The 20975-nt window shown below is 39.6% G+C and carries 24 protein-coding genes; 21 read left to right on the plus strand and 3 right to left on the minus strand.

Annotated features, from left to right (window positions below; all coding sequences use genetic code 11):
* Nucleotides 1-181 precede the first annotated feature (181 nt).
* The 4 genes from dapA (at nt 182) to LU297_RS05545 (ending at nt 2505) form a co-directional block, all read left to right on the plus strand.
* On the plus strand, nt 182-1087 hold the full coding sequence (gene dapA / locus LU297_RS05530) for a 4-hydroxy-tetrahydrodipicolinate synthase (RefSeq protein ID WP_263075563.1): 906 nt from the start codon (nt 182-184) through the stop codon (nt 1085-1087).
* 18 nt (nt 1088-1105) lie between these two features.
* The gene (locus tag LU297_RS05535; RefSeq protein ID WP_263075564.1) at nt 1106-1381 is read left to right on the plus strand and encodes a hypothetical protein; all 276 of its coding nucleotides are present in this window, start codon (nt 1106-1108) and stop codon (nt 1379-1381) included.
* A 25-nt stretch (nt 1382-1406) separates the two neighbouring features.
* A complete protein-coding gene (gene purC / locus LU297_RS05540) occupies nt 1407-2123 on the plus strand; it encodes a phosphoribosylaminoimidazolesuccinocarboxamide synthase (RefSeq protein ID WP_263075565.1) in 717 nt (238 codons plus the stop codon).
* Nucleotides 2124-2190: 67 nt separating this feature from the next.
* Nucleotides 2191-2505, plus strand: a complete 315-nt coding sequence (locus tag LU297_RS05545) for a YqfO family protein (protein WP_263075566.1) — start codon at nt 2191-2193, stop codon at nt 2503-2505.
* Nucleotides 2506-3149: 644 nt separating this feature from the next.
* Here LU297_RS05545 and parC read toward each other — a convergent pair.
* From parC to LU297_RS05560, 3 genes are all read right to left on the minus strand, one after another.
* The gene (gene parC, locus LU297_RS05550) at nt 3150-5375 is read right to left on the minus strand and encodes a DNA topoisomerase IV subunit A (protein WP_263075567.1); all 2226 of its coding nucleotides are present in this window, start codon (nt 5373-5375) and stop codon (nt 3150-3152) included.
* Between the two features lie 92 nt (nt 5376-5467).
* Complete coding sequence (locus tag LU297_RS05555; RefSeq protein ID WP_263075568.1) at nt 5468-5749, minus strand: 4a-hydroxytetrahydrobiopterin dehydratase; 282 nt, start codon at nt 5747-5749, stop codon at nt 5468-5470.
* Between the two features lie 59 nt (nt 5750-5808).
* A complete protein-coding gene (locus LU297_RS05560; protein WP_263075569.1) occupies nt 5809-6081 on the minus strand; it encodes a GNAT family N-acetyltransferase in 273 nt (90 codons plus the stop codon).
* A gap of 91 nt (nt 6082-6172) precedes the next feature.
* On the opposite strand from LU297_RS05560, the gene LU297_RS05565 reads away from it, so the two are divergent.
* The 17 genes from LU297_RS05565 to LU297_RS05645 all read left to right on the plus strand — a co-directional run bounded on the left by LU297_RS05565 (nt 6173) and on the right by LU297_RS05645 (nt 20974).
* Complete coding sequence (locus tag LU297_RS05565; RefSeq protein WP_263075570.1) at nt 6173-6319, plus strand: hypothetical protein; 147 nt, start codon at nt 6173-6175, stop codon at nt 6317-6319.
* 1 nt (nt 6320) lies between these two features.
* Complete coding sequence (locus tag LU297_RS05570) at nt 6321-6638, plus strand: hypothetical protein (RefSeq protein ID WP_263075571.1); 318 nt, start codon at nt 6321-6323, stop codon at nt 6636-6638.
* Between the two features lie 12 nt (nt 6639-6650).
* Entirely contained in the window at nt 6651-7097 is a 447-nt protein-coding gene (locus tag LU297_RS05575) for a hypothetical protein (RefSeq protein ID WP_263075572.1), read from the plus strand.
* Between the two features lie 13 nt (nt 7098-7110).
* A complete protein-coding gene (locus LU297_RS05580; RefSeq protein WP_263075573.1) occupies nt 7111-7560 on the plus strand; it encodes a hypothetical protein in 450 nt (149 codons plus the stop codon).
* Between the two features lie 61 nt (nt 7561-7621).
* Nucleotides 7622-9283, plus strand: coding sequence for an energy-dependent translational throttle protein EttA (ettA, locus tag LU297_RS05585; protein WP_263075574.1), 1662 nt, complete (start codon nt 7622-7624; stop codon nt 9281-9283).
* 74 nt (nt 9284-9357) lie between these two features.
* Nucleotides 9358-10494, plus strand: a complete 1137-nt coding sequence (locus LU297_RS05590) for an AAA family ATPase (protein ID WP_263075576.1) — start codon at nt 9358-9360, stop codon at nt 10492-10494.
* A complete protein-coding gene (locus LU297_RS05595; protein WP_263075577.1) occupies nt 10494-11258 on the plus strand; it encodes a DUF4435 domain-containing protein in 765 nt (254 codons plus the stop codon). Before LU297_RS05590 ends, LU297_RS05595 begins: the two co-directional genes overlap by 1 nt.
* Before the next feature lie 407 nt (nt 11259-11665).
* A complete protein-coding gene (locus LU297_RS05600) occupies nt 11666-12070 on the plus strand; it encodes an SRA domain-containing endonuclease (protein WP_263075578.1) in 405 nt (134 codons plus the stop codon).
* Between the two features lie 2 nt (nt 12071-12072).
* Nucleotides 12073-12255, plus strand: a complete 183-nt coding sequence (locus tag LU297_RS05605; RefSeq protein ID WP_263075579.1) for a hypothetical protein — start codon at nt 12073-12075, stop codon at nt 12253-12255.
* Nucleotides 12256-12392: 137 nt separating this feature from the next.
* Nucleotides 12393-12677 (plus strand): hypothetical protein, encoded by a 285-nt coding sequence (locus LU297_RS05610; protein WP_263075580.1) that lies wholly within the window; start codon nt 12393-12395, stop codon nt 12675-12677.
* 121 nt (nt 12678-12798) lie between these two features.
* The gene (locus tag LU297_RS05615; RefSeq protein WP_263075581.1) at nt 12799-13761 is read left to right on the plus strand and encodes a KpsF/GutQ family sugar-phosphate isomerase; all 963 of its coding nucleotides are present in this window, start codon (nt 12799-12801) and stop codon (nt 13759-13761) included.
* A gap of 380 nt (nt 13762-14141) precedes the next feature.
* Entirely contained in the window at nt 14142-15272 is a 1131-nt protein-coding gene (neuC, locus tag LU297_RS05620) for a UDP-N-acetylglucosamine 2-epimerase (RefSeq protein WP_263075582.1), read from the plus strand.
* Nucleotides 15273-15274: 2 nt separating this feature from the next.
* The gene (locus LU297_RS05625; RefSeq protein WP_263075583.1) at nt 15275-15949 is read left to right on the plus strand and encodes an acylneuraminate cytidylyltransferase family protein; all 675 of its coding nucleotides are present in this window, start codon (nt 15275-15277) and stop codon (nt 15947-15949) included.
* Between the two features lie 21 nt (nt 15950-15970).
* Nucleotides 15971-17023 carry an N-acetylneuraminate synthase gene (gene neuB / locus LU297_RS05630; protein WP_285894527.1) on the plus strand — a complete coding sequence of 351 codons (1053 nt, stop codon included), beginning with the start codon at nt 15971-15973 and terminating at the stop codon, nt 17021-17023.
* A 3-nt stretch (nt 17024-17026) separates the two neighbouring features.
* Nucleotides 17027-18097, plus strand: a complete 1071-nt coding sequence (locus LU297_RS05635; RefSeq protein ID WP_263075584.1) for a DUF6716 putative glycosyltransferase — start codon at nt 17027-17029, stop codon at nt 18095-18097.
* Between the two features lie 18 nt (nt 18098-18115).
* The gene (locus LU297_RS05640; RefSeq protein ID WP_263075585.1) at nt 18116-19474 is read left to right on the plus strand and encodes an alpha-2,8-polysialyltransferase family protein; all 1359 of its coding nucleotides are present in this window, start codon (nt 18116-18118) and stop codon (nt 19472-19474) included.
* A gap of 18 nt (nt 19475-19492) precedes the next feature.
* Nucleotides 19493-20974, plus strand: a complete 1482-nt coding sequence (locus LU297_RS05645; protein WP_263075586.1) for a glycosyltransferase family 2 protein — start codon at nt 19493-19495, stop codon at nt 20972-20974.
* Nucleotide 20975 lies beyond the last annotated feature (1 nt).

Below are 20975 nucleotides of genomic sequence, written 5' to 3' on the forward strand. Positions count from 1 at the left end.
CCATACTAGCCATCGCTACTGATTCTCAATCATCAAATGTTGGCGAGATGGATTTTTGGGTCAAAATTGCCAAAATCATCATCAAAACTGCCAAAAAGTATGATAAACTAATCCTAATAAATTGCCATCAGCCAACTGGCAAATATGGCTTAACAATCAATAACCCAAATCAAGGTCGATTATGACAGACGCATATCAAGACATTAAATCCAGACTTCGTGGTGCGATTACTGCACTGATTACACCGATGACGACAGACGGTGCGGTGGATTATGATAAATTAGCGGATTTGATTGAATGGCAGATTGCCGAAGGGATTCATGCGTTGGTGGCGGTTGGTACGACAGGCGAGTCGGCGACTTTGACCATGCAAGAGCATAGCAATGTCATTCGTTTCTTTGTCAAGCAAGTCGCTGGGCGTGTGCCTGTGATTGCAGGAACAGGGGCAAATTCCACTCATGAAGCCATCGAGCTGACACAGCATGCCAAGGACGCTGGGGCGGATTGTGCGTTGTTGGTGGTTCCTTATTATAACAAACCAACCCAAGAGGGTATGTATCAGCACTACAAGGCGATTGCTGAGGCGGTGGATATGCCACAGATGCTGTATAATGTACCAGGTCGCACGGTGGTTGATATGAGTCAGCAGACGGTTGAGCGACTGATGAGCATTCCAAATATTGTCGCCATCAAAGATGCCACAGGCAATTTGGAGCGTGGCAAGGCATTGATTGAGGCGGTGGGCGAGCATATGGTTGTCTTGTCTGGCGATGACCCAACAGCATTAGAGCTGATTAAGCATGGTGCTAAGGGTAATATTTCTGTGACCTCTAATGTTGCACCAAAAGCGATGTCTCAGGTGTTTGCCCTTGCCTTAGAAGGGCGTTTTGATGAAGCCAATGCCATTCATGATACCATCAAACATCTGCACAAAGATTTGTTCATCGAGTCAAGCCCACAGCCAACCAAGTACGCCCTGTACAAACTTGGCAAAATCGACAAAGGCATTCGCTTACCGCTGGTCTGGCTATCCCAAGAGTATCAGCCTGTGATTGATGCAGCGATTGAGCGTGCTAAGCTAATCTAAATTATCAAGAGTATGATTATGAAATTCCCAAAATTTATGGTTGTAGCTGCCTCAGCAGTGGTGCTGATGAGTGGTTGCTCAACCATCAAGGGCGTATTTGCCAAGCGTGATAACGGCAGTCTGACCTATCGCCAAAGCCAAAAACTTGCCCCAATTCAACTGCCTGCCAATCAGCCTGCTGGTGATTTTGTGCCATTATACACAGCACCGAATGCCGTTGGTGAATTGAGCGACTTCACCAATGAAGCTGGCAAACAGTACCAATTACCAAAACCGCCGACAGTTCGTCGCTAAACTTTGTCAATGTTGAGATTTTATCATGGAAAAACAAGCTCTGCTCTATACTGGAAAAGCCAAATCTGTTTATGAAACCGCCGACCCTGACTATCTGGTGTTGCATTTTCGTGATGATGCCAGTGCGTTCAATGGTGAGCGTGTCGCAAGCCTTGACCGTAAAGGTAAAGTAAATAATCGCTTTAATGCTTTTATCATGCAAAAATTGGCTGAGGCTGGTATCGAGACCCATTTTGAGCGTCAATTATCCGATGATGAAGTCTTGGTAAAACGCTTGACCATGATTCCTGTTGAGGCGGTGGTGCGTAATTATGCCGCTGGTGGTCTGATGAAACGCTTAGGTTTGGCAGAAGGCTTGCCATTGTTGCCACCGACTTATGAGCTGTTTTATAAAGACGATGCTTTGGGTGACCCAATGTTGTCAGAATCTACCGCCATTGCGTTGGGCTATGCAACTGCCGATGAGCTTGCTCAGATGCAAAGTTTGACTTTCAAAGTCAATGAAGTGCTTAGCAAGCTGTTTGATGACGCTGGCTTGATGTTGGTGGATTTTAAGCTAGAATTTGGTCTGTTTCATGGTCGTGTGGTTTTGGGCGATGAGTTTTCGCCTGATGGTTGCCGTCTATGGGACAAAGAAACCAAAAAGAAATTGGACAAAGACCGTTTCCGCCAAAGTTTGGGCGATGTGGTTGAAGCCTACGAAGAAGTCGCTCGCCGTATCGGTGTGCCACTAGAAGACTAGGATTGATTGACCAAATAGATGCCCGCACAAAGAATTGTGCGGGCTTTTTTTAGATTGGAGATTTGTTATGTATAAATTCATCGCCTATATTCCAGAATCGGCATTAGCATCTGTTAAAACAGCGATGTTTGAGGCGGGGGCTGGGCGTGATGGTAACTATGATTGCTGTGCTTGGCAGACTTTGGGCGTGGGGCAATTTCGTCCATTGGCTGGGGCGAATCCTGCAATCGGTCAAGTGGGCAAGATGAGCGAAGTTGCCGAATGGCGAGTAGAGATGATGGTTCATCAAGACAGACTGCGTAAGGTGGTGAGTGCCTATAAGCAAGCTCACCCTTATGAAGTGCCAGCCTATGAAGTGTATCAGATGATTGATGTTGATTGATGATTGCTTAGTCGGGTGTCTTGACAAATTCCGCAGGGGGGGGTAAAATATAAAAGTATAACTAAACAATAGGAAAGATGATGGGAAGATTTTTTGGTGTTTTGTTATTTGGTTTTATTGTGCTGGCTGCTTGGCACGGTTATCGTTATTTTTATTGATGAATCAAAAAAGCAAGTATCAATCATTGAATGTGATGGATTTGACTAAAAAACAACCACTTAGATGAGTGGTTTTTTGCGACTTGGCGAAGTGATATTTAGATGAGCGATGGTATTGGCTCGACTGCCACGGACAGTTAAGCATTTGCCAAATCATCATTTGGACAATATTGATGATTGATGTACCCAACCTAATATTAAAAATAACTTAACAAAATACTGTTAAAAAATCAAGTGATGTCTTTTGTGTCAAGGCGATTTTTGGCAGTTTAAATCAATATCAATATGGATAAGAATTTTTTATGATGTACTTATTGACTGTCTGGCGGTCAAAATAACTTTAAGGATGTACAGGCATGGATAAGAATCATCATGGCAGGGACTGACATACCTTAATACGCCTAAATCATGATGAGATGATGGCTAAGCAATGCTAATTAACAATAAAAAAGCAGGACATAAACCCTGCTTTTTTATTGTTCGGATTCAATCGGCTTTGGTCATGCTGGCAACCTTGCCAAATCCTTTGGGCAGCTGAGTGCCACGAGAGGCTCGTTTGCCGTGATAGCTGGCTAGGTCAGCAGGTTTGAGCGTTAAGGTGCGTTTGCCAGCAGTAATCATCAATGCGTCATCAGCGGATAGGGCGGTGATGGCGATGATATGCTCATCGTTTTTTAGGTTCATCAGTTTATTGCCCTTACCCTTAGCAAGCATTGGTAATTCATCGGTTGGAAAGACCAATAAGTAGCCCGATGAATTGACCACCGCAATCAAGGTATCGGTCGCTGCCATCTGGGCGATGGGCAGTAGTTTGCCCTCATTAAGGTTGATGCTGGCTTTACCTGCCTTTTGGTTGGTATCCAGATTGGATAATTGGTTGATGAAACCATAACCTGTACTGCTTGCCATGATGATGGGGCTGTCTGCGATGAATAATAGCTGTTCGGCTTTAATGCCATTGCCCAGATTGATGAGGCTGGTGATGGGGTCGCCTTGCCCACGAGCAGATGGCAGATTGGCAGCGTCCACACCATAGCTTCGACCTGTATTATCCAGCAAAATCAGCCGTTCGTTAGATTTGCCCAATGCGTGCGTCAAATAGCCATCGCCAGCACGGTAACTCATCTGCAACGGGTCGGTTTGATGTCCTTTGGCACTACGAATCCAACCAGCTTGCGACAGCACAACCGTAATCGGTTCGGCTGGCACTAGCTCAGTGGCTTTTAGACTCACTGCATCATCTCGTTCTACAACAGGCGAACGGCGTGCATCGCCATGTTCTTTCATGTCAGCCGTCAGCTCATCAATGAGCAATCCTGTCATCGCATCGTCATTACCCAGATAATGATTGATGCTGTCTTTTTCGGCGGTCAAGCGGTCTTTTTCGGCATTAAGCTCGATTTCTTCCAGTTTGGCAAGTTGGCGTAGTTTAATGTCCAAAATCGCATCAGCCTGAACATCAGTCAAACCATAGCGGTTCATTAGTTCAAGTTTGGGGTCATCTTCTTCACGAATGATGGCGATGACTTCATCGATGTTTAGGTATGCAATCAGTAAGCCTGCCAAAATATGCAAGCGTTTTTCGATTTTGGCAAGACGATGTTGCAATCGGCGAATCACCACATTGCGACGAACCGACAGCCATTCGGTCAAGATTTCTTTGAGATTTTTTACCTGAGGTTTGCCATTAACCCCAATCATGTTCATATTGACACGATAGCTGGTTTCAAGGTCGGTATTGGCAAACAAATGATTCATGATTTTATCAATATCAAGTTTGCCTTTTTTAAGTTCAAGAACGATGCGACAAGCGTGTTCGTGGTCGGATTCGTCAGTGATGTCATTGACCCAAGGCAACTTTTTATCGCTCATCAGTTTGGCGATTTGTTCAATGATTTTGTTGCCAGAGATTTGGTAGGGCAGAGCATCGATGATGACGGTGTTTTTGTCCTTGGGATCGATATGATAAGTGGCACGCATCTTATAGCTGCCCTTGCCTGTTTGATACATCGCCACGAGGTCAGATTTTGGCGTGATGATTTCGGCGGCGGTGGGCAAATCAGGTGCAAGCACCGTTTGAGCCAGTTGTTTGACCGACAAAGTAGGGTCTTTGAGCAGACGGATACACGCCTTGACAATCTCGGTCAGATTGTGTGGCGGAATGTCGGTTGCCATACCAACGGCAATGCCAGTCGTGCCATTGAGCAAAATGTTCGGCAGTCGAGCAGGTAGGGTAACAGGTTCGGTCAGCGAGCCATCGAAGTTATCTTGCCAATCGACCGTGCCTTGTTCCAATTCAGCCAGTAGGGTATTGGCGTATTGGCTCATCTTAGCTTCGGTATATCGCATGGCGGCAAAAGATTTGGGGTCGTCAGGACTGCCCCAGTTGCCTTGTCCTGTGATGAGCGGATAGCGATAGCTAAATGGTTGTGCCATCAGCACCATCGCTTCATAACAAGCAATATCGCCATGTGGGTGATATTTGCCCAGCACATCGCCCACAGTACGAGCGGATTTTTTTGGCTTGGCGGTGTGACGTAGTCCAAGCTCGCTCATCGCATAGACGATGCGGCGTTGGACGGGTTTTAGACCATCAGCAATGTGTGGCAAGGCTCTATCCATGATGACATACATGGCATAATTAAGATAAGCCTGTTCGGTAAAATCACTGATGGAGCGAGTATCGATGTTGGTGTCGTTATATAAAGTCATGATATTTTAATGATGATTTAGCAAACCGCTTATGATAGCAAGTTTGATAAAAAAAGCAATGATAAGACATCATTGCTTTTTGGTGTTTGAACTTAGTGTGCGATGCTTTCAAGGCGTTTGGCAAGCTGAACATCACGACTTTGTACAGCAGATTGCTCAGGGTCGCCAATGCGAACAGTCAGGACATTATGGTCATTTTGCCATACAGGATAATGTTCCAAACTTTGGGCAGAAAATGCCCCACGCACCATAAAACTGATGGCATCGCTAAACTCTGCAAAGGTATAAGTCTTGACTAAGCTGTTGCCGTCTTTTGACCACTCAGGTAGGCTTTCTAGTTGTAGGGCAACTTGGTCGGCGGTAAGGCTACTCATACATGTTCCTAAATTTTGCTAAAAAAATTGGGTTTATTATGGGCTATTTTGGCAAAAAATCAAGCCAATAACTGCTGATATTCTGTTTTTTTATCGATGTACGCTGCCACAAAGCTGCAACTTGGCACGATTTTTTTGTGATGTTGCTGGGCGTATTCTAGGGCAAATTTGACCAAAGCAGAACCAATGCCACGACCGCCAAGCTCAGATGGAACGATGGTGTGGTTATAATTGAGCGTATCTTCATTGAGAACCTCGTAGCTTAAATAAGCGGTATGTCCATCAATGGTGGTCTCAAATCTTTGGGTGGTGGGGCTGTGAGTGATGTGCATCGGCTTTTCCTAAAATAAGTAAAAAATCGGGCTTTACAACGGTACTGTATTAATCTATGCTAACATAAATTAGGATACAAGAGAATGATTTATGGATAAAAAGACAAAAAATGATTACCCAACTTTAAAAGTCATCACACTTTATCCGCTATTAGGTGGCATTATTGGCGGTTTGCCCATTACATTAACGGTTGTTATTGGAATATTGATAAGAGCAAGATTGGAACTCTATTTTTGAAATGTTATGGGCAAGTGTTGCAGTGACTTTTTTAGCAGGTCTTATTCCATCGGCATTGGCGGGGATTTTGCTGGCTTATTATAAGATTAGGGTTTTACATAAAGCAAATTATTTACAAGCATTCTTTATTGGTTGGCTTGCTACTTTTTTACCGACAATGATTTTGGTAATACTGGCAAATATTGATGTGCTGTTTGAGTGGCAAATGCTGGATATTCTGTTTGGCTTGGTTGTATCTATGGTGGCAGTTGCTATTTTTTCATTATTAGGAGGTTTAACATCAACTCTTCTTGCTAAATTTATTTTGCCAAAATATTAACAGGATAATTTTATGAATAACAATAATAAAAACAAATACCCAACCTTAAAAGTCATCACGCTTTATCCATTGTTAGGCGGACTGGTGGGCGGAATGCCATTATTGATTTTTGCGGTACTTGCTTTCTTTTTCTATGATTTTGTGGGAAAAAATCAAATCTTGCTTTTTATTGTTGTAGTTTGGGCGACTGGCTTTGTTCCTGCATTATTGACAGGCATTGTCTTAGCTTATTTTAAAATAAAAATACTTAAATCCGATGATTATTTTAAAACATTTTGGATAGGTTTTGGGGTTACTTTTGTTTGTTGGTTAATTATTAATATTAAAAGCACTTTTTATAAGCTAAATGAAAGTTTGGTTTCAGGGATTTTATCGGTGATTTTTTCTCACTTGGTATTTGCCCTAATTGGTGGAATATCATCAGCAATTCTTGCTAAATTTATTTTACCAAAATCTTAAAAAGGAAAATTTTATGAACAATAATAAAGAAAACAAATACCCAACTTTAAAAGTCATCACACTTTATCCATTATTGGGAGGTGTTATATATTGTGCAATTGTTTTATCAATAATGTACCCAATGATATTAAGTGAGGGTGTTAAATTTTCATTAGAGTATTTTTATTTTCATTTAATGGGATTTTCTTTTATTGGTTTTATCTTAAATTTAATCATCAGTTTTATTTTTATTATTCTTAAAATTAAAACCATCAATAAAAATTATGCTAAAATTTTTGGTATAGGTTTTGTGGTTTACTTTTTGTCAAGTTTTAGATTTTTTTATCCCAATATGATACCAAATATTGTATTTATTCTTGTTTGTGGTTTGCTAGGTGGCTTGTTATCAACCATTTTAGCCAAATTTATTTTACCAAAATCCCAAAATAAAACACCTTGCCCAAACCCAAAAATAATGCGATAATAGCAGGTTAAATCCCCCATTTTTATTTTATAATTTTTCTTTTTAAATCAAAAGGATAGCTATGGCTCAATACATCTACACGATGAACAAAGTCTCAAAAATCATTCCGCCTAAACGGGAGATTTTAAAGGACATTTCACTCTCCTTTTTCCCAGGGGCAAAAATTGGCGTACTGGGTCTAAACGGTGCAGGTAAATCCACCCTGCTACGCATTATGGCAGGCGTGGACACCGAGTACAATGGCGAGGCACGCCCCCAAGCAGGCATTAAGGTCGGCTATTTGCCCCAAGAACCCCAGCTTGACCCCAATAAAACCGTGCGTGAAAATGTAGAAGATGGCGTGCGTGAAGCCCTAGACGCCCTTGACCGTCTCAACCAAATCTATGCTGAGTATGCCGAGCCTGATGCTGATTTTGATAAATTGGCTGCCGAGCAAGGCAAAATGGAGGACATCATTCAAGCGTGGGACGCTCACAACCTAAACACTCAGCTTGAAAAAGCCGCCGATGCCCTACGCCTACCGCCTTGGGACGCTGATGTTTCTAAACTGTCAGGGGGCGAAAAACGCCGTGTCGCCCTGTGCCGTCTGCTCCTGTCTAAGCCTGATATGCTCCTGCTTGACGAGCCGACCAACCACCTTGATGCTGAGAGTGTGGCGTGGCTTGAAAGATTTTTAAAGGACTATTCTGGCACGATTGTGGCGATTACCCACGACAGATATTTTCTTGACAATGTCGCCGAGTGGATTTTGGAGCTGGACCGTGGCTATGGCTATCCTTATCAAGGCAACTACACCGAGTGGCTAGAACAGAAAAACAAACGCCTAGAACAAGAGCAAAAGCAAGAAGAAGCCTTTGCCAAAGCCCTAAAACAAGAGCTTGAATGGGTACGCAAAAACCAAAAAGGTCAGCAAGCCAAATCCAAGTCTCGCCTAGAACGCTTTGAAGAGATGAACTCTCGTGAGTTCCAACAGCGAAATGAGACAGCAGAAATCTACATTCCACCAGGACCAAGACTGGGTAATAAAGTCATTGAAGTCAAAAACATCTCCAAATCCTTTGGCGACCGCCTGCTTTATGAAAACCTATCGTTCACCGTGCCACCAATGGCGATTGTCGGTATTGTCGGTCCAAATGGGGCTGGTAAAACCACGCTGTTTAATATGATTACAGGCAAAGACACGCCCGATACAGGCTCGGTGGAAGTCGGCGAGAGCGTCAAAGTCGCCTATGTCGGTCAGGTACGTGATAATCTTGACGACAAAAAAACGGTGTGGGAAGAGGTGTCGGACGGTCTTGATATGATTACCGTGGGCGAATATACCACGCCAAGCCGTGCCTACATTGGTCGCTTTAACTTTAAAGGGCAAGACCAACAAAAACTGGTTGGCAACTTATCAGGCGGTGAACGCAATCGCTTACAGCTTGCTAAGACCTTAAAGCAAGGAGCGAATGTGATTTTGCTTGACGAACCCTCCAACGACCTTGATGTGGAGACCTTGCGTGCCTTAGAAGATGCCATTGAAGTCTTCCCCGGTACGGTAATGGTCGTCTCACACGACCGCTGGTTCTTAGACCGTATTTGTACGCATATTTTGTCGTTTGAAAATGAACAGCCTGAGTTTTTTGACGGCAACTACACCGAATACGAAAAATGGCGTAAAGAGCGACTGGGAGCAGATGCCACGCCCAAGCGTATGAAGTATAAGAAGATTGGGGGTTGATTTAGCCTTCAATGGTAATAACATGCCCATATTTTTTTATGGGTATGTTTTTAAATACAATCTAAGGTGTATATATGATAATAAAGTCTGCTGAAGTTATTGGTTTAAATGGTTTGAATAATCACATTAAATTAGATTTTAATCGTGATTTAAATATTATCACAGGTCGCAATGGCTCTGGCAAAACCAATATTTTAAAGTTAATTTGGTATGTAATAAGTGGAAATATTGAAGTTGCTTTAAGAGAAATTAATTTTTCAAAAATTAAAATCGTTACAGATAAATATATTTGTACTGTTAGTAAAATAGATACAGAGACATGTCAGGTTGCTTGGCAATGGAATGGCTCTAAAGATATTGAATTGTTTGAAGATGTTGAGGAAGATAGAGTTAGTAGTTTGGTGGTTCGTGTAAGACCTGCTGAGTATATTCCAAATAATCGATTAATAGAACATGGCGCATCAATATTTTTACCAACATTCCGACGTATAGAAGGTGGTTTTTTAACAAAACATAAAATTAGTAGTGCTACCGGCAGAATTTTACCTAGTATTAAAGGTAGTGCTATTGAAGATGCTTTAAATAATATATCTGGGCAATTATCAAATGGTTCTCATAGTTTTGTATCCTCTTTAAGTACTGCAGATATTGAATTATTAGTTATAAAAAAACATTCTGAATTATCTGAAGAAATATCACAACTTCAACAGAAAACTTCGCAAGATATACAAAATAGAATTAAAGAATCTACAGAAGAAGAATCGTCTAATATTTTGCAAGAAGTAAAATCTCAAATGGAAAAATTGGAAATTATTAGAAAGAATACTATGCAACCATTTGATACTTTTAAGGAACAGGTCTTTAAATTTATTAGTTATGGCGGTATTAAGCTAGGTTCTAAAAAAGAAAGTTTAAGTTTAGGCGATAGTGCTAGTGCAATTAATTCGGATTTACTCTCTGCAGGCGAAAAACAGATGCTAAGTTTTTTAGCCTATAATGCTTTTTATCAAGATACTATTTTCATTATTGATGAGCCAGAATTAAGTTTACATGTAGATTGGCAGAGAATCTTATTTCCAACTTTATTAAGACAAAATTCTAGCAATCAATTTATTGTTGCAACTCATTCTCCATTTATTTATGCAAAATACCCTGATAAAGAATTAACTTGGGTTGATGATCGAGGAGATTGTAATGGAGAAGAGCAATAATGGCAAAAGTTGATTTAGATGAGATGATTTCTACATTAAATCATTCTGATTTACCAGCAATTATTGTTGAAGGAAAAGATGATATTATTATTTACCGAAAATTAGAAGATGAGATAAGCAATGTTATTGTAACTCCTGTTGGTGGTAGAGCAAATGTATTAAAAATATTTCAAGAAACAGTCAACCCTAATGGGCGTTTGTACAATAAAAATATTGTATTTATTGCAGACCAAGACATTTGGATTAATATTGGAATTCCTGATGAGTTTAAAAATCAGAAACTTATTTTCACAAGTGGATATTCTATTGAAAACGATGTTTTTATTGACTACTGCTGTCAAAAAATGATAGACGATAATCCTGATATTAAAGCCAATTTCAATCAAGATAAAGAAAAGTTTATTGATTGGTATGTTTTGGCGTTACAGGCAACCATTGATAAATATAATCATGATTTAAATAAATTAGATTGTGCAGAAAACTTAACTTTATCGGAATTCAGAAAAATATCTCATAACCCTGAAAGGGTGTTTAAGCAATATGAAGACATGATTAAATTACTGGAAAATGAAATTCTCAATCATCAATTAAAACAAAGTTTGATAGATGATTTCCCCTTATCCATTAGAGGAAAATCTCTAATGGCGTTATTTACAAGCAATATGAAAAATGGCATAAGAACTATGCAAATTTTTCAAAATATTGCCGTTCGACCCAATGACCGAATTAACCGTATTTTTGATGATGTCAAAAGATTATTTTAGGTAAAGAAAATTTCACCCTTAACCAATTTTGAACCCCGTATTCTCACTCGTGGTAAGAGTTATTTAAACAATATTTTGCAATTAAAAAATAACTTTAATAACTATTGGATGACATTGGTTAAAGGCACATACTGTTATTAAGTCAAAGTTGCATTAACATAAAATGGTTGGCGCAGTGTGTTAATTTAACAAATGCATTGCAGTTGATTTCAAAAAATTAATAAAAATCACCAACGCAAACCTATTTTGCAAGACTAAACAGAAACTTGGAAGGATAAATTTATAAAAAATGACCATCAATTAAGAAATTAAGTCAGATTGGTGATTACTATTAATTAAGAATAAGATATCATAGGAATTTTTCCTATAGACCAAAAATAGCATTATGTTACACTAAGGAGCGAACAATGTTAATTAACAATTATCAAATTGGCACAATTTTTACTAATCAAGATTTAATGGATACTTTTAAGGTTTCCAATGCAGGTGGTATGCGTCGCAGCAAACAAGCCAATTGCCTAATTTTAATCAATAAAACTGATTCTATTTATAAAAATTATTGGCAAGAGGATATTTTTTATTACATAGGTATGGGTTTAAAAGGCGACCAAGATATTAATTTTGCACAAAATAAAACATTGGTAGAATCTGTTTTTAATGGTGTGCAAATTTTGCTATTCAATAGTTCAAAACCCAATCATTATCAATATGCTGGCGAAGTGTGTTTGGCGGGGGAGCCTTTTTATCAAATGCAACAAGATGAAGATAATAAAAATAGGAAAGTAGTAGTATTTCCATTAAAAAATGTCTGATTTTGGTTGGTAATATCCTATACGGCTATATGGCGTGGAACTTAGGCAATACCAAAGTATTTTGTCCGCAATCGGTAGATTTCTTTGATAATGCGGGTGATAATAAAGAAAAATCTGAAAAATGCCTAGTCATTGATGGCAAATATTTACAACCCATCAGTGCAAAATATGTGTCTGCTTGGTAATAATGATGTCAATTTCTGCTTGGCACTGGTTATAGATGCTTTTGTTGCTTGCTTTATCTGTCACGCCATCGTTGTGTTATGTGGCTTGTCGAAAATGGCGATGGTCTATGCTGTGGGCTTATGTGATGGCATAGATGGTGTGCTATTTGTTGCTTGTGGCGGCGGCAAAGGCAACCGATGGCTATCTGTATGCTGTTTTACAAAATTATGATGTTGATGGCGATGGCTCATTTGATGGGCATGAAATCAACCCAGCACAACAACAAGCAATGGACGCTGTCACCAGCGATACAGGTAGGGCGATGGTGGTTTTAACAGGTGTGTTTATCTCGCCAATACTGACAGGGATTGGCTTTGGCTTGACTCATTTGTTGGTGCAGGGCTATGTTTGGTTTACCTCAAAAATCAGCCGTTTAGATTGATGTTAATGATATCAAAAATCTTTGTTGTAATTTTATTGCCAGATGATTGATTTGTTTTATTATCTGATGGGGCTATGCTAAAATGCCACATCAGTAAAACACATTAACAAGGCAAAATATCATGACAAATACAACCTATCAGCAAGTATTTCACAGGGTGGTGGACATCGAGATTCAAGCATTGCAATCGCTGACAAAGGCGGTCAATGAGAATTTTGATAAAGCCTGCCAGACGATTTTGGCGTGCCAAGGTCGGCTCATCATCACAGGCATGGGTAAGTCGGGCTTGGTCGGTCGAAAGATGGCGGCGACGATGGCATCGACGGGTACGCCTGCATTTTTTGTTCACCCAGGCGAGGCAGGGCATGGCGATTTGGGCATGATTATCAAGGGTGATGTGGTACTGGCCATTTCCAATTCGGGCAATAGCGACGAAATCAATGTACTGCTGCCTGTCATCAAACGCCTAAACATTCCACTCATCAGCATCAGTAAAACACTCAATGGTCGTTTGCCCAAAGAGGCAGACATCGCTTTGACTTTGGGCGAGTTTGAAGAAGCGTGCCCATTGGGGCTGGCACCAACTTCTAGCACGACTGCCACGATGGCACTGGGCGATGCCTTGGCGATTGCATTGCTTGAAGCCCGTGGTTTTAGGTCGGAGGATTTTGCCTTGTCGCACCCCGCAGGCTCGTTGGGTAAGCGACTTTTGACCGATGTGTCAGGCATCATGAAAACAGGTCATGACATTCCGATGGTGGCAGGCGAGACCAGCGTGATGGACGCTTTGTTTGAGATTACTGAGAAGCGATTGGGCATGACGGTGGTTTATGATGATGGTTTGGGTTATGGTATTTTGACCGATGGCGATATTCGTCGCTTGCTTAGCCAAAAACAAGACATGAATCAGCCCATCAAACAAGTGATGAAAACCAATCCTTTGACCACCAGTTCGACCATGATGGCAACCGACGCCCTCAAATTAATGCAAGACAAGAGCGTCAATCAGCTATTAGTGGTCGATGAAGATAAATTGGTTGGGGTATTGGCATTGCGTGATTTGGTGCAGGCGGGGATTGGTTGATGAATATTTGATAATTTTATTATCAATTTACGACTAACAAATATCCAACAAAAATCAAAGGTCATTTTTTTGGGTTTATTATAATGATATTGGTCTGGGTAATAAGACAGTGTGTTTTTGTTACTTTGGGTAAACTTCATTGTCTTTCTTAGGGTAATTTGCTATTATGTATGGCATAGTCCTATTGTGGTTTTGGTGCTTAACTGGTTGTGCAGAGATAGAAAGTAGTGACCTTGGTTGATTTTTAGAACAATGAATTGATGTAAAACCAATGGTTAATTAGTGCTTCTTGATCGGCTTGAAAATTCCTTATTGCGAGTGATATGGATTTTGTCAGACGCATAGAAATCACATCTCTTTTTTGCTTGGATAATTAGGTTATGAAAAAAATTCTATTTGTAACAGGCACTCGTGCAGACTTTGGCAAAATCAAAAGCCTGATGTCTGTAATTGAGCAATCATCACAGTTTGAATTGCATGTCTTAATAACAGGGATGCATATGATGAAACGCTATGGTTCAACCTACCTAGAAGTAAAAAAAGAAAATTATACCAATACCTATTTTACTTCCAATCAAAACGAAAACGAGCCAATGAGTTCGGTGCTGGGCAATACCATTACCATTATTACTCGTCTTGTCAATGCCATTTCGCCAGATTTGATTGTGGTACACGGTGATAGATTGGAGGCGTTGGCAGGGGCAACTGTTGGGGCATTGAGCCATATTCGTGTATGTCATATTGAAGGTGGAGAGCTGTCTGGTACCATTGACGACTCCATTCGCCATTCGGTTAGTAAATTATCTCACATTCATATGGTGGCAAATGAAGAGGCTAAGGCTCGTTTGCTGCAATTAGGCGAAAACGAAAAAACGATCTTTATCATCGGCTCGCCAGACCTTGATGTGATGAATTCACAAAAATTACCAACATTACAAGACGCAAAAGAGCATTATGGTATTGATTTTGAGGAATATTCAGTGGTAATGTTCCACCCTGTTACTAGTGAAGAACACGAAATCAAAAAGTACACCCAGAATTTATTCAAGGCATTGGAACAAAGCCAAAAAAATTATGTAGTGATTTATCCAAATAATGATACGGGTAGTGCCAAGATTTTGAATGTTATTGCTGATTATGAAGAGCATCCGAATTTTAAATGCTATCCGTCTATCAATTTTGAACATTTTCTAACCTTATTAAAAAACGCCCAATTTATTATTGGTAATTCTAGTGCGGGCGTGCGTGAAGCCCCATTTTATGGCTTGCCAAGTATCAACATTGGCACCCGCCAAAATGCCAGATTTCGTGGCAAAACCGTCATTGATTGTGGCTATGACACCCAAGCGATTTTGTCCGCCATTGAGTGTGTGAATGATGTGCATACCGAAAAATCTACTTGGTTTGGCGATGGCAGCAGTACAGAAAAATTTGCCGAATTTGTTGCTAGCAAGGAATTTTGGGATATTCCTGTCCAAAAAGTCTTTGTGGACATCAATCAAGGAAGTTAGTTATGTATATCGCAGTCATTCCTGCTCGTGGCGGTTCAAAGGGTATTAAAGATAAAAATTTACAACTGGTGGGTGGTGTGTCGTTGGTGGCTCGTGCCATCATTGAAGCCAAAAAAGTAGATAAAATTAGCCAAATTATTGTCTCAACTGACAGTCAAAAAATCGCTGATGAAGCGGCAAAATATGGAGCAAATGTCCATTTTCGCAGTGAAAAAACTGCCAGCGATACCGCCAAAACCATTGAAGTGATTGAAGAGCTGGTGCAAGATATGAGTTTGCAGGACGATGTGTGTGTTTTGCTCCAACCAACCAGCCCTTTGCGAATGAGCGAGCATATTTTGCAAACAATTGAATTATTTGAAAAAAATAATCATCGAGGCTCATCAATCACCGTAACACCAAGCGAACATCACCCCTTCAAAATGATAATAATGGGCGATGATGGCAAGTATCAAGCGGTGCGAGCATTGGCAGACTTAGAAATGCCACGCCAAGCCTTGCCAGAGGCTTTTCGTATCAATGGAGCGGTTTATGTTAAACGCTTTACCGATTTGGTGGCTGAACAATCATTTTTTGGCAAGCCACAAGCCTTTGTCCAGATGGACGAGAAATCTTCAATAGACATTGATAACATCGCTGATTTGGTATTGGCAAATCAGTATTTTGAACAAATTTAGGTTATGAATTAAGGTAATAGTATGACGACCACCAAAAAGCCAAGTTTTAAAATCGCTAACCGTATGGTTGGCTATGATTATGAACCACTTGTGATTGCCGAGATTGGCATTAACCACGAAGGTTCGCTAGAAGTCGCCAAACAGATGGTAGATGCCGCTTATGAGGCAGGTGCTGAAGTCGTCAAGCACCAAACGCACGTGGTAGAAGACGAAATGTCAGACGAGGCAAAAAAAGTAATCCCTGGTAACGCTGATGTGTCTATCTATGAGATTATGGAGCGTTGCGCATTAAACGAAGAAGACGAAACCGCCCTAAAAGAGTATGTAGAAAGTAAGGGTATGATTTTTATTAGTACACCGTTTTCTCGTGAGGCGGCTTATCGTCTCGAAAGAATGGGTGTGGAAGCTTATAAGATTGGTTCTGGCGAATGCAATAACTATCCATTGATTAAGCTGGTGGCATCATTTGGCAAACCAATGATTGTCTCAACAGGCATGAATAGCATTGAAAGTGTGAAAAAATCTGTACAAATTATGGAAGAAGCTGGCGTACCATACGCCCTACTTCATTGCACCAATGTGTATCCAACACCGCCAGAACTGGTGCGTCTGGGTGCGATGGAGGAGTTGCAAGAAGCCTTCCCAAATGCAGTCATTGGTTTGTCTGACCACTGTGTAGATAATTATGTATGTATGGGTGCGGTTGCTAGCGGTGCTTGTATCCTAGAAAGACACTTTACTGACTATTTTGATCGTCCAGGCCCTGACATTAACTGCTCAATGGACGGCAAGGGTATGGCAGAACTGATTGAAGCAAGTAAGCAAATTGCCAAAGCTCGTGGCGGTAAAAAAGGTGCGGTTGCCGAAGAGCAAGTAACCATTGATTTTGCTTTTGCGTCTGTGGTGGCTTATAAAGACATCAAGGCAGGCGAGGTCTTTACTGAAGAAAATCTGTGGGCGCGTCGTCCAGGTACAGGCGAGATTTTGGTAACCGAATATGATGATTTGCTTGGCAGAGTTGCTGCCACAGACATCAAAAAAGGCGAGCAACTTAAAAAAGCTCAGGTAAAATAACACTTGAAACTGGGGTTTGTATTTCAAAAAGACTCTCATCTAAAAGCGGTTTTAGCGACTGCTTTTAGATTGAGAAAGGATTATTCGCAAGCAAAAATACAGTTTTTTGTGATTGATGCACCGTCGGACAGTGTGCAATGGTTGCCTGATGGCGTGGTGTTTTTGTCTGTGGAAAATCTAACACCGATGCAGGATTGTGATTATTTGGTTTGTTGTTTGGGTGGTTATTTACTCAATAAAATCATCGGACAGTATCACCAAACCCAAACCAAAATCATCGCATTGTTTCCAGGAATTGTTAGTCATTATCAGCTCGATGCTTTTATCACCCGTTTTAATGCTGACCAAGTGTGGTTAAATTGCCCTGCTGATGTGCAGTTTTATGCCAAATTGTGCCAAGTTTTTGGTGTGCCAAATAATGGTGTACTGTACGGTGCTTCTTGGTTTTTGCAAAAAAACAATCAATCAATAAGCGATGGTAGCACCATCTTTTTTGAGCAGACGCAAATTATCAACAATCAAGCGACCGCCCAAAAGATCGAGTCGCAACTGATTGGTCTGATTAAAAAAAATCCAAACATACCATTTATTTATAAATTGCGTGAAAATATCCATAATGAATATTTGGTAACAATGCGAGAACGCCTTGCTCAATTTGCTAATGTTCAAATGGTAAGCGTGCTAAATGATAGCGATGTGCAAAAAGCAGATACTTTTTTGTCTATTTCGTCATCAGCGATTGTGGAAGGATTGTTGCTTGGTAAGCAATGTTATTTGTTGGATAAAGAGTATCTTGATGATGATGCACGAGAGTTTTTTGGGCAAAGTAATTTGTTCTTGAGTGGCAATCTAAGCCCAAACCCAAATTGGCTAACAGACCGGGTGTTTGCCCCTGTGTCTACGGTAATATTGGAGACAATCTCTAAGCAGTCACCCAAAAAATTTCATCAGCGCAGTTTAATAGTGGTTGTAGTCAAGATGGTTTTGTTTGCGTGGCGTTATCCAAAATTATTTTTCCTGTTTGGCAAGTCAGACAGAATCAGGGCCATAAAAAAATCACTAGAATATTTATAGGTGAATATGAATAATCAGATGCTAGAACTTCAAAGTGGATATGCACAGACATTTGTAGACTATCTAAAAGCACCTCAGCAGGTCAAAAATTTATTTGTAGTTACCCATTTGGGGCAGTTAAAACAAATGGAGTCTTTGATTCAACAAAAGCAGCTAAAGAACAATTTGTTGGTTATTTTGTATACAATGAAAAATCTTGATACGCCTAAGATGGTCGTAGATAACATTTCGCAAAATTGTTTTTCTGGTGCGATAACTGTTGAGATTCCTGTTGGTATCAATAAAATAAGTTACAGCAAGCTCAACGAAGTTCAAAAAACATATGGCAAGATTTTAAATGCGATAAATTTTGATGATTTGTATGTGAATAGTTTTGAAGGTCATTATGCTATTCTTTTAAATATGGCAAAGAATAAAAAACGGGGTACAATCCTTGTTGAGGAGGGTACGGCAATTTATAAGCCAATTAGTGAGATGCCCACTCAACAATACTCATTGTCCAAATATAAAAAAGTAGATTTTAAATTTCTCAAATCTCATTTTATGACCACGATTGGTGAAACACAAATTTTTAAGAAAGGGGTCAAAATAAAGAAAAATATCAAAAAGCCAACAGATATTTTTCCAGTCTATAAAAAAGTTGGGATTAAGCAGAGCGATATTTTAGATGGCAAGTTATTAAAGCAGATAAAAAATTTTGCTTTGAGTATTGATAAAGATTTGGGAGTGCAGCGTGATTTTATACGAATTGGCGGAAATGGGTATCTAAAATCAGCTTTGTCTGCTTATGTGGATTTTGATAAAGTGTATGCTAGTTCACCAAAATTACTGGCCGATACCTTTAAAAATTCTGTCTTTGAAAGATTCTTTATCTATGATTGGCTAGATGAGGAAAGTGTCGCTTATGCAAAATCATTGATCGCAAAATATAAAATTGGACATAACGATATTTTATTCTTAAATCAAAGATATGAACTTGATTTAAGACTGTATATGACTGAGCTAAGAGCGTTGCTTTTGAGTATGGCAGACCAAGAGAACAAGATATTTGTAAAACTTCACCCAAAAGACGGGGACAGGGTTAGAGTATTATTTAATTATCTTGAACAACAGTCAGATGGTCGTATTGTTATTATAGAAGAGCAAGATTTTCTGGTGGAGTCTTTACTTAAGGTCAGTGGCATCAAAAAAGTGGTTGGAATTACCTCTAGCGTCTTGATGTATGCCCATTTGATTAATCAAGATGTAGAGGCGATATCTATCGCTAATTATTTGATAGATAGATTGTCTAGTTATTCAGAATGCCAAAAAGGTTTGGAGGATATTTCTATACACCTACACATTATTTATAAGTTTGATTCTATCCAAGTTATTTGAATTTGTGCGAGATTTGCTATGTTGAAAGAAGTTAATTTAAATTCATTGCGTCCACTTGACAATCCAAAAGAGAGTACAAAATATTTTTTGGAAAAAGATGATTTTTACCAATATGTTTGGGCATTGAAATGGAATTATGAAGATACCACTGATTTAATTCAAAAGTTTTATGCTCGTGGAGATGGTCGGTCATTCTTTAAAGCTTTGTATTTGATTTACCATCTTGACGGAGCTGACAAGGCATATCAGTTTATTAAAACAGAAGGCGTTTTGTCTGATGTGATTGCGGCAGATTCCTACTATATGGAAATGTTGATTTTAATATTGGTTATTTATTCCAAAGTGGGAAATGCTAACGACATTGACTTTGTGCTAAATCTAATGAATGCACAATTAACTCGAAGCTTGCCAAGAACTTTGGGGATTCCAGATATTTATACCCACGCATCTTTGCACGCTTTAATTGCTAGAGCTATCAGACAGGCTGGCGATATTTCTTTATCTAATACAAATGATTTGATTGTCATGGATGTACAAGATGGACAATTGGTATTAGAGGATGTGTCTGGCAAAAAAATTGAATTACAGAATAATCACGATATTTCTATTGCGGCAATGATGAGGGTTAGAAACGAGAGAGATAATATTGGGGTTGTTATTGAAGCTGTTTATAAGTATGTTGATGTGATTATCTTATATGATGATTGTTCAACTGATGATACTGTCGATATCGTCAAGTCTTATCAGCAAAAAGGCATTAATATTGATTTGATTGAGGGTCAAGAATGGTTATTTAATGAAGCATTAATTCATCAAATCATTGTCAAAAGAGGTAGAGAGATCGGCGCAACACATTTTGTACAGCTTGATGCTGACGAGATTTTTTCTAGTGCTCTAAACCCTACTGTATTCAGAGAATTGATGCAACAAATGCAACCTGGCGATGTTCTAGCATTGCCATGGCTAAATGTCAATGACGATATTAGTGGGTATTATTCGGAAGAAAAAATAGTTGGGATTATGCCTTCTCGAGGATTGAAGCGTTATAAAGACATTGCTTTTGCTGATGATGGTTTTACCAATTTTGGAGAATGGCAGTATGCACATGTAAATACCTCTCCTTTTGTGTATGTGCGTAGATTTTTAAGTTTGTCCGATGAATTTTCGTTGATACATTTGGAGCAAATTAATTTGCTAAATTACATTGCAAAAAAAGATTGGTATAGAATAAGAGCTTATGCACAAAATGGGAAGTTGCCATCTGACCCTTATGCTGATATTCGCTTGCCTTTACTGCAGTTGCAAGAATCTATTAGTTATTTTGATAATCCTGTGCATTGTGGAGATGATCATATTATTGAGATTTTTAAGCAATTGGCAATGGCTAGAATTGAGTCTAATACCCAAGGCTGTCAAATGTATCCAGATATTAAAAAGCAGATGTATCTTAATTATGATGCTTTTATCAAGAATAACACCAATACCATTTCGGAGAAGTAAG

Source organism: Moraxella nasicaprae (assembly GCF_025643275.1).
Lineage (GTDB): Bacteria > Pseudomonadota > Gammaproteobacteria > Pseudomonadales > Moraxellaceae > Moraxella > Moraxella nasicaprae.

What these genes read in the sequence shown, in the direction of transcription:
- dapA (WP_263075563.1), top strand. Translation starts at nt 182, where the DNA reads ATGACAGACGCATATCAAGACATTAAATCCAGACTTCGTGGTGCGATT.
- LU297_RS05535 (WP_263075564.1), top strand. Translation starts at nt 1,106, where the DNA reads ATGAAATTCCCAAAATTTATGGTTGTAGCTGCCTCAGCAGTGGTGCTG.
- purC (WP_263075565.1), top strand. Translation starts at nt 1,407, where the DNA reads ATGGAAAAACAAGCTCTGCTCTATACTGGAAAAGCCAAATCTGTTTAT.
- LU297_RS05545 (WP_263075566.1), top strand. Translation starts at nt 2,191, where the DNA reads ATGTATAAATTCATCGCCTATATTCCAGAATCGGCATTAGCATCTGTT.
- parC (WP_263075567.1), bottom strand. Translation starts at nt 5,375, where the DNA reads ATGACTTTATATAACGACACCAACATCGATACTCGCTCCATCAGTGAT.
- LU297_RS05555 (WP_263075568.1), bottom strand. Translation starts at nt 5,749, where the DNA reads ATGAGTAGCCTTACCGCCGACCAAGTTGCCCTACAACTAGAAAGCCTA.
- LU297_RS05560 (WP_263075569.1), bottom strand. Translation starts at nt 6,081, where the DNA reads ATGCACATCACTCACAGCCCCACCACCCAAAGATTTGAGACCACCATT.
- LU297_RS05565 (WP_263075570.1), top strand. Translation starts at nt 6,173, where the DNA reads ATGGATAAAAAGACAAAAAATGATTACCCAACTTTAAAAGTCATCACA.
- LU297_RS05570 (WP_263075571.1), top strand. Translation starts at nt 6,321, where the DNA reads ATGTTATGGGCAAGTGTTGCAGTGACTTTTTTAGCAGGTCTTATTCCA.
- LU297_RS05575 (WP_263075572.1), top strand. Translation starts at nt 6,651, where the DNA reads ATGAATAACAATAATAAAAACAAATACCCAACCTTAAAAGTCATCACG.
- LU297_RS05580 (WP_263075573.1), top strand. Translation starts at nt 7,111, where the DNA reads ATGAACAATAATAAAGAAAACAAATACCCAACTTTAAAAGTCATCACA.
- ettA (WP_263075574.1), top strand. Translation starts at nt 7,622, where the DNA reads ATGGCTCAATACATCTACACGATGAACAAAGTCTCAAAAATCATTCCG.
- LU297_RS05590 (WP_263075576.1), top strand. Translation starts at nt 9,358, where the DNA reads ATGATAATAAAGTCTGCTGAAGTTATTGGTTTAAATGGTTTGAATAAT.
- LU297_RS05595 (WP_263075577.1), top strand. Translation starts at nt 10,494, where the DNA reads ATGGCAAAAGTTGATTTAGATGAGATGATTTCTACATTAAATCATTCT.
- LU297_RS05600 (WP_263075578.1), top strand. Translation starts at nt 11,666, where the DNA reads ATGTTAATTAACAATTATCAAATTGGCACAATTTTTACTAATCAAGAT.
- LU297_RS05615 (WP_263075581.1), top strand. Translation starts at nt 12,799, where the DNA reads ATGACAAATACAACCTATCAGCAAGTATTTCACAGGGTGGTGGACATC.
- neuC (WP_263075582.1), top strand. Translation starts at nt 14,142, where the DNA reads ATGAAAAAAATTCTATTTGTAACAGGCACTCGTGCAGACTTTGGCAAA.
- LU297_RS05625 (WP_263075583.1), top strand. Translation starts at nt 15,275, where the DNA reads ATGTATATCGCAGTCATTCCTGCTCGTGGCGGTTCAAAGGGTATTAAA.
- neuB (WP_285894527.1), top strand. Translation starts at nt 15,971, where the DNA reads ATGACGACCACCAAAAAGCCAAGTTTTAAAATCGCTAACCGTATGGTT.
- LU297_RS05640 (WP_263075585.1), top strand. Translation starts at nt 18,116, where the DNA reads ATGCTAGAACTTCAAAGTGGATATGCACAGACATTTGTAGACTATCTA.
- LU297_RS05645 (WP_263075586.1), top strand. Translation starts at nt 19,493, where the DNA reads ATGTTGAAAGAAGTTAATTTAAATTCATTGCGTCCACTTGACAATCCA.